This window comes from Marinobacter sp. bablab_jr003 (assembly GCF_016464245.1).
In the GTDB taxonomy this organism is placed as follows: domain Bacteria; phylum Pseudomonadota; class Gammaproteobacteria; order Pseudomonadales; family Oleiphilaceae; genus Marinobacter; species Marinobacter vinifirmus.
Genome location: NZ_JADARC010000111.1, coordinates 1 through 8,359, shown reverse-complemented (window position 1 = coordinate 8,359; position 8,359 = coordinate 1). Strand labels below are relative to the sequence as shown.

The following is an 8,359-nucleotide window of genomic DNA, read 5'->3' as shown; positions in this document are numbered from 1 at the left end:
TCTGGTTGTGAAAGAGCATGCAGGTTAGACTCGGACATGGCGTATCATTCCTCTGTTGGTTGTGATCTTGGCGGTGATCAACCAACAGGATACGCCACCCCTTCAGCCTGCTTCCATACACCAGAAATCACCATAACTCCGCTGCCGGAGGGCGAAAAACAGCCGGATATGATGGAAGACTGGGCCGGCGCCAAAGGTCTGGCCGAAGACGTGCGCCGCTATGGCCACTGGATGCGAGAGGAAGCCTTTAAGCGGATTGGCCACCTCTATCCCAAAGTTCAGGTTACCCAAGAGATGGTTGTCGAGCGGCCTGACCTTAAGCCTTATCTTGGAGAAGAACTGACGGTAATTGCTTGGTTATGGGCTAGAACCGTTAGAAGCCCAAATCCGGCATTTAGCCATGTACATGTGCCACTGTCGTCAAACTTCGTACTATCAAACAAGAAAGGCAAGGAACTCTATGTTGACCCGGTGATAGAAGGGGACAAATACCAGTTTCGAGTTCGGGTAGGTACGCCTCCACAATCCGCATATATAGGAACAACAGCAGGCAAACGAGGCGGCTTCAAGTGTCTGCTATCCGGAACACCCATGGACTATAAACATATTCGGTCTGAGGGTTCATCTGGACGCATGAAGCAAAAGCTAATGGCCGTTGTGGCTGGAGGAGTGCGGGGACGGGTTTATTTATCCCCGACTGAAGACATGGAGCAAGTAGCTAGGTCAGCAACCCCTGAATGGTCTCCAGAAACGCCTCTTTACGGCAAATGCCGCGTCAACGTGTCGAATTATGGGCTTGATGTCTACGGAGACCTATTCACTCCCCGTCAGCTGGTGGCATTGAATACCTTTTCGGATCTAGCACAAGAAGCTCGCCAAAAATCTATTGCCGATGCAAAAGCTGCTGGCCTTCCGGATGATGGTCAAGGTCTAGCCCAGGGAGGTGCCGGCTGCACCGCTTACGGAGATGCAGTAGCTGTTTATTTAGGATTCGGCGTCAGTCGGCTATCAGACATTTCCAATGCTCTTTGTCGTTGGGAAATCACTAAAACGCAGGTTCGAAACCTTTTTGGTCGCCAAGCCATCCCGATGATTTGGGATTTTGCTGAAAATAACTTGTTCGGAGAAGCAGCCGGCGATTTTCAAACTAGTTTACGAAGCATCATCCGCGTGATCGAACGGCAGACACTTAGGAATTTACCTTTATCGTTTGCAGCGCAGGATGACGCTGCCACGCAGGGTATTAGCAACTATAAGGTGGTATCCACCGACCCACCCTATTATGACAACATTGGATATGCCGATCTGTCAGACTTTTTCTACGTTTGGCTGCGAAAATCTCTAAGATCAGTCTATCCACAACTTTTTGGAACCATGGCAGTTCCCAAAGCTGAGGAGCTTGTGGCTACCCCATATCGACATGGTAGCAAGGAAAAAGCCGAAACCTTTTTTATGGATGGGATGACCCGCGCCATACATAATCTGGCCGAGAAATCACATCCGGCATTTCCGGTTTCGATCTACTATGCTTTCAAGCAATCTGAAACCAAAGAAGGCAGTACCACTAGCACCGGTTGGGTTACCTTCCTTGAGGCCGTAATTCAGGCAGGCTTCGCAATAGACGGCACTTGGCCCATGCGCACAGAGTTAGCCAATCGTATGATTGGTGCAGGTGCAAACGCTCTTGCATCCTCTATTGTCTTGGTCTGCCGCAAGCGAGAAACCAACGCCGAATCTATTTCCCGCCGAGACTTCCAACGCCAGCTCCGCGAGGAAATGCCCGGGGCACTGGAAACCATGATTGGTGGTGAAACGGGCCAAACCCCCATTGCCCCTGTGGATCTGGCTCAGTCTGCCATCGGCCCAGGTATGGCTATTTACTCCAAATATGAAGCGGTGTTGAACCAGGATGGTACCCGCATGAGCGTGCACGACGCTCTGGTGCTGATCAACCGCGCCATTACCGAGTACCTGAGCCCGGACTCCGGTAGCTTCGATGCCGATACCCAGTTCTGCTCCAGCTGGTTCGAGCAATACGGCTGGAGTGCGGGTCAGTTTGGCGAGGCCGACACTCTAGCCCGCGCCAAAGGTACCAGCGTGGACGGAGTCAAAGCCGCGGGCGTGGCCGAGTCCGGTAGCGGAAAGGTGCGCCTGTTGCGCTGGGGTGAATACGAATCCGACTGGGATCCCACCAAAGACGACCGTACCCCCGTCTGGGAAGCCTGCCATCAGATGATTCGCCGCTTGAACAACCACGGGGAATCCGCCGCAGGCGAGCTTTTGGCCAAGATGCCGGAAAAAGGCGAAGCCATCCGCCAGCTGGCCTATCACCTGTACACATTGTGCGAGCGCAAGAAGTGGGCCGAAGAAGCACGCGCCTACAACGAGCTGATCGGTTCGTGGCATGCCATTGTCGAGGCCTCCCACGATACGGGCCACAAGGGCGAACAACACGGACTGGAACTCTAAGGAGCGTATGTGAAGAACAAAAATGTAGCCATACGTAAGGTTGTAAAGTATCTCAACAACCCAGAGTACGACGGCGGATTCTGGCTGCCAAACATTCAACGGCCGTTTGTGTGGAGCCCGGAACAGATCGAGAAGCTGTTTGACTCCATCATGCGGGAATATCCGATCAGTACGATGCTGGTTTGGCGTACCCATTCCCTGATCAAGCGCCGGAAGTTTATCGACAACTATCACGACGGCATTAAGCTCTCCCAGTTCCAGGTGCCAGAAGATAGCCGGACAAAACTTCTTGTGCTTGATGGCCAACAGAGACTTCAGAGCCTGTTTATCGGGCTATGTGGGAGTCACGGCAAGCAGGAGCTTTACTTTAACGTTCTTAGCGGGGAGCCAACTCACACAGAGGAGATGCGGTATCAGTTCCGTTTTCTGGCCGCCAACCGAGCCAGCTTCCCATGGGTCAAATTCAAAGAGATTGTGTTCAGTAACGAGATGCCAAACGACTTGGCCAAACAGCTGGAAGCCAAAGCCGTTTCACCCATCACCGAAGAGCAGGAACGAAGACTGATCCGGAATCTCTGGCAGGCCCAAAAAGTGTTTGTTTCTGAGGAGTATGTTGGTTATCAGGAGCTGGACAGCGTCGATAACCCAGACGCATACACTGAAAACGATGTGGTCGAGATTTTCATTCGCGCCAACTCCGGTGGCACGAAACTTGGTAAGTCAGATCTCCTCTTCTCGCTGTTAACTGCTTCCTGGCAAGATGCCGATGAAGCGATGGAAGAGCTGATTTCTGAGCTGAATATTTCTGGCTACGAGTTCACCCGTGATTTCGTGATGAAGACTTGCCTGGTGTTGCTTGGCAAGGGCGCTGCCTATGATGTAAAGAAATTTCGGGACGAACAAACCAAGCAGTCGATAATCGATAAGTGGCCCCAGATCTCTGCAGCCATCAGAGATGTGAGGGACTACTTGTTCTCCAAAACCTACATTCGTTCCGATAAGGCGCTGCCCTCTTATCTAACACTGATACCGGTCATCTACTACCGCTATCACTATCCAGAGAACTGGCAGTCTTTGTACGGGCTGGACTCATACCTACTCAGAACATTGCTTTGCGGTGCATTTAACGGCCGACCGGACGGTTTGATTGATAAATGCATTCGCCGTATCAATCAGGATAAAACCTTCTCAGTTGCTAATCTCTTTGAGGTCATCCGTAGTGACGGGCGCAATCTGGATGTTTCCGAGGACAGCCTGTTCCAGGCGAGCTACGGATCTCGTGCGATTCATCTGATTTTTAATCTGTGGTATCGGCAATTCGACTACCAACCCGCATACGCAGGGAATCTGCCTCAGGTGGATCATATTTTCCCTCAGTCACTGCTCAAGAGCATCAAGGATGAAAACCCTGAAACCGGCCGGCAATCGCTGATGCGCTATCCCGCTGCGACCAGAGACCAATTGGCTAACTGCATGCTGCTAACCGCTGACGAAAACGGCTTCCAGGGTAAAAATGATAAGCTTCCTCGGGATTGGTTCGCGGACAAATCCGATGCTTATCTGGACATGCATCTCATACCCCAAAAACCTTCACTATGGGAAGTTGAGCGCTTTGACGACTTCATTGAAGCGCGAAGGGCGTTGATTGTAGAAAAGTTGAAGAACCTGATTACAGATACTGAAACAGATCGATTCTCCAATACACCTGATGCCATCGACAATGTTGAGCTAGATGAGGTGGAAGACGTTGTGGTTTCATCAGACAACGACGATCTGACAGATGGGGTGTTCTCCCTGAAAGCGGAGGAAGATGATCGAGAAAACTCCCTTGATAGCGTAGATGTAACAGGCCCAGAGGCGACACTGGCAAAATTTCTTGAACGTATAGCCGAGCCAACAAAATACATTGCAGGCTTCCGAACGAAAGACGGCAAAGAGATTGCCTTGGAGAGAAAGGGTCGGGACATTACCCTATGGACGCAAACCGTCTCCCTATCCGGGTCGGAGTTTGAGCCGGCGCGAGAGTATTCAGACACGGATCCGCGAAATTCAAATCTCAATCGAAAGAACTGCCCTGCTTTACGCCTCGGTAATCCAGCCTATGTTTGGAAGCTTGAGAGTGCCGATGATCTATTGGATTTTGTTAATTGGTATAGCGCTGCTGCGATAGAAGCACAGACAGAGGCAGGATGATTGATAAAGAAAAAAGGTCGATAGATCAGTGTTTTTGATCAAGCCGCACTACATTCGGGACGCAGTAACGGGTAACAGGATAGGACTATGAGCTTAAAACCGTGGAGTGAGATCGCACGCCCCCACAAAGATGTTCTGGAAGGCACCTTCAAGCAGTCTGAGTTCGCTGCAGACATCACTCAGGTAGCAACCGGCACAGCGCCGGAGGAGTACCAGAACGCTGAGAAGTTCTTTTCGCGCACCTACATTACCGAAGGCATGCGCCTGCTCCTGATCTCTGTCGCGCAGCGCCTCGCAGGCCAGGGCGGCGACCCAGTTGTTCAGCTGCAAACTGCTTTCGGTGGCGGTAAAACCCATACCATGTTGGCTGTGTACCACCTCGCAAGCCGCAAGGTGAGTACCGATAAGCTGATGGGTATTCCTCCGGTGCTGGATGAAGCCGGCATTACCGAGCTCCCTACCGCACGTATGGCTGTGATCGATGGCATTCAGCTGTCACCCAGCCAGGTTCGCACCTACGGTTCCACCACCGTAAACACGCTTTGGGGCGAGCTAGCCTGGCAACTACTGGGGGAAGAAGGCTATGCACTGGTCGCGGATAGTGATCGAGATGGCACCTCACCGGGTAAAGACAGCCTGAAACAGCTGCTAACCCGTGCCGCACCCTGCGTGATTCTGGTAGACGAGCTGGTGGCCTACATCCGCCAGCTGGAGCTGGGCAAGCAGTACAAAGGCGGTACCTTTGATAGCAACATCAGCTTTATCCAGGCACTGACCGAGGCTCTCAAGGCTGTGCCTAATGCCATTATGCTCGCTTCTTTGCCGGAATCTGAGCTGGAAGTCGGCGGCACAATGGGCCAGAGGACGCTGAACTCACTGGAGAAATACTTTGCCCGGGTGGAATCTGTCTGGAAGCCTGTTGGCTCCAGCGAAGCGTTCGAGATTGTTCGCCGCCGGCTCTTTGAGAGCTCTGGTGAACGGGCCGAAGTTGAAGGCATCAGCCGCCAGTTCTCGGACTTCTACCGTCAAAACGCTGAAAAATTCCCGGTAGAGACTCAGTCCAACCAATACTATGATCGGCTCTGCTCTTCCTACCCGATTCACCCAGAGGTCTTCGACCGACTCTATGAAGACTGGTCTACGCTCGATAAATTCCAGCGTACTCGCGGTGTTCTCCAGTACATGGCCATCGTCATCCACCGCCTTTGGAATGACGGCAACCGAGACGCCTTGATCATGCCTGGCTCGTTGCCCCTGGATGACGCCAATGTGCGCAACAAGAGCATTCACTACCTGCCCCAGGGCTGGGAGCCCGTCATTGAGAAGGAAGTGGATGGGCCAAGGTCGGTACCAGCTGATATTGATGGCCACCACACCCTGTTCGGCGGTGTTCAAGCCGCCCGCCGAACTGCAAGAACCATCTTCCTTGGCAGTGCTCCTTCAACCCAGGCAGAAATGATTCGCGGTGTTCAGACCGAGCGCATACTGCTTGGCTCGGTTCAGCCTGGCCAGACCATTGGTGTGTTTGAGGATGTGCTCAAGCGACTGCGGGATCGGCTGCATTACCTGTACGCAGAGCAAGATCGCTACTGGCTGGACACCAAGCCGAACCTGCGCCGCGAGATGGAGAGCCGCAAGCAGAATATCAGCGAGCGGGACGATGTGATTCCATTACTGAAAGATCGCGTTGGTCAGTTTTTCAGGGGGCAGAACCACCACTTTGCGGGCATCCACGTGTTTACGCCGTCTGCAGATGTCCCGGATGACTATGGAACCGGGCCTCGCCTTGTCGTGCTCCCACTGGATGCAGGCTATAGCCGCACCGAGACCAACCAGGCCTACGGGCAGGCTGAGAAGATCCTCCGCAACCGCGGTGAACAACCCCGCCAGAAACAGAACCGCTTGCTGTTCCTGGCTCCAGACTTCGATGTTGTAGGACGGCTAAAAGAACAAACCAGGATCTACCTAGCCTGGCGCTCCATCGTTACCGATATCGAAAATGGAACGCTCAACCAGGATCTGTCGCACCTCAAGCAATCCGAGCGGAGTCGAGATGCCGCAGGGCAAAGCCTTGGCCAGCTGATCCGGGAAACCTGGAAATGGCTGATGGCACCGGTTGAAAGCTTCGTTAAAGGCCGCCCAGAGCTCAGCTGGGAGGTCGTGACTGTTCCGCCAACCGCCCCCTATCTCGTCAAGAGCATCGAGGAAAAGCTACGGGAAGAAGAATGGCTGGTCTACGAGTGGTCACCCATCCACTTGCGCAAGGTGCTCTCAGACTGGTACCTGAAGGACGGCGTTACCGAAATCAGCGCGCTGAAGGTGTGGCAGGACAGCTGCCATTACCTCTATCTACCGCGCCTGGTTAACGACCAGGTGTTCCGGAATGCCATTGCCCAAGGCGTGGAGTCTGAGGACTACTTCGGCTTTGCATCTGGAAAGGAAGGCGACCGTTATCTTGGCTTCTCATTCGGCCGAAACTCGCTTGCTGACCTTTCCGAGTCTTCTCTGTTGATCGAGCGTGAAACAGCAGCCGCCTACGCCGAGAAGCTTCGTGCAGCAGAACAACCAACCCCTCCCACCGGAGGTGAGGTACCAGAAGCTGGAGGCACAACACCGCCAGCCGGCGACCCGGGCAGCCCACTGACTCCCCCGGGTGTCCCCGGCGGTCAACCGGGCGGTGCGGCTACCCAGCAACCAGCGGTAACGGGCACAGCCAAGAGCCACTTCTACGGAACAGTGGAGCTCGATGCCGTTAAAGCCAAGATGGATTTCGCCACCATCATGGACGAGGTCGTTCAGCAGTTCACAGCGCAGCTGGGTGTTGATGTAACCATATCCGTGGAGATAGAGGCCCGGAAGAAGGATGGCTTTGACGAGTCGCTGCAGCGAACCATCAAGGAGAACTGCAACGTTCTGAGGTTCAGCTCTTCGGAGTTTGAGGAAGACTAGGCCTGGTCACCCCAGTGGCGGTGTTCAGGGATTTATCGACCGAGTATCCAAGCAACCAAAACCACGGTTTCCGTGGATACCGGCTTGGATACCTGGTTGGATACCAGTAGATCCGTGCAAAGCAGACGCTGTGAGAGCATGCCGAATCCCTGCGTACCAGGGTGCGTACCAGTTAGTGCGTACCAAAACTGAGCGGGCGGTAGAGCAGCAGCCGTTAAGTCCGGACAGTTAACAACCACCTCACACTGAGGGCGCCTGTTAACCTACGACGCAACAGCTGTTGCATAGCATGCTATCTAAATGCACGACCAAAACACGCGGCCTCGATTTTTTTCGTTTAAAAACAGTTAGTTGATAGAATCCATCTTTATTGCCAACGCTCTCTCGACGCTCCACACATGGGCAAGCCGTGTTGCGTAAAGTGTTGCATTCGCTGTTAACCCCACTGTTAACCAGCCTACAGTCGTAATTACCTACGCAGTATCGTTGGCTGGAATCGTTCGGTACAAGAGATCCACAAAGTGACAGGGAAGGAGACCACAAGCATGCTGGATGGAGTACGCCACAAAATCAAATACCGGCTCAGCAAGGAGTACCGGAGGGAGGTGGTGCGTAAACCGCTGAAGGTTGCCACCCATTCCACGTGAAGCCTGCCACCCGGACCGGAGCAAGGCTGCCACCCATCGGAGCGTAGCGACGCGGGGTTTCTCTTCTTACTCCGAAGTCTCAGTGCCCGTCAACTTTGCCT

General features: G+C 53.4%; 2 protein-coding genes and 1 pseudogene. All 3 read left to right on the top strand.

Annotated elements, in window-relative coordinates:
• Window positions 1–36: 36 nt before the first annotated feature.
• The gene (locus H3Z84_RS11770) at window positions 37–2,469 is read left to right on the top strand and encodes a DUF1156 domain-containing protein (protein ID WP_199457596.1); all 2,433 of its coding nucleotides are present in this window, start codon (window positions 37–39) and stop codon (window positions 2,467–2,469) included.
• A 9-nt stretch (window positions 2,470–2,478) separates the two neighbouring features.
• Window positions 2,479–4,662, top strand: a complete 2,184-nt coding sequence (locus H3Z84_RS17295; protein ID WP_199457595.1) for a GmrSD restriction endonuclease domain-containing protein — start codon at window positions 2,479–2,481, stop codon at window positions 4,660–4,662.
• Window positions 4,663–4,749: 87 nt separating this feature from the next.
• Window positions 4,750–6,093, top strand: a pseudogene (locus H3Z84_RS17380) (ATP-binding protein); the annotation flags it as partial.
• Between the last annotated feature and the right edge of the window lie 2,266 nt (window positions 6,094–8,359).